The sequence below is a fragment of the Sinorhizobium sp. 7-81 genome (assembly GCF_030124405.1).
Classification (GTDB): Bacteria; Pseudomonadota; Alphaproteobacteria; order Rhizobiales; family Rhizobiaceae; genus Sinorhizobium; species Sinorhizobium psoraleae.
The window spans coordinates 1-417 of record NZ_JASKLT010000094.1 but is presented as its reverse complement, the minus strand read 5'-3'; the positions used below and the strand labels follow the sequence as shown (position 1 = coordinate 417).

Annotated in this window: 1 protein-coding gene; it reads right to left on the bottom strand. The window is 63.8% G+C overall.

All coding sequences use genetic code 11. The features are described 5' to 3' along the window. Positions 1–417, bottom strand: a 417-nt coding sequence (locus QN224_RS33655) for a transposase (RefSeq protein WP_283980190.1), incomplete at both ends; no start/stop codon positions are given.

Sequence of the window (417 nt, the reverse complement as noted above, 5' to 3'; positions counted from 1 at the left end):
GCGCAACGGTGAGGCTGACGCCGGTGATCGTGAGCAGCCGCTTGACGGCGGGATCAACCATCGTGCCTTCGGCGATCTGCCGATCGAGGATCACGAGGTCCTCGCGCAGCCGATCAAGTTCACGCACATGCCGCTCGATGGCAATACGTTCATCCTCAGGCACAGGCTGGCGTTTAAGCCAGTCTCGGCCACGACCGTTGAACAGATCGGCATGCGGGCATTTCGGGAGCAGGTGGGCGTGAAGAATGGAATGGACCTCGTTCTTGATCCGGGTCCGATGCCGCACGACCTGGTAGCGCCGCGCCACCAGCCGCCGCATCCGCTCGGTTGCGGCATCCGGCGTCCAGATCTCCGGCAGATAGCCCGCGGCGTGCAAGCTGGCCAGTGTGCCCGCGTCGATTTTGTCGGTCTTCACGT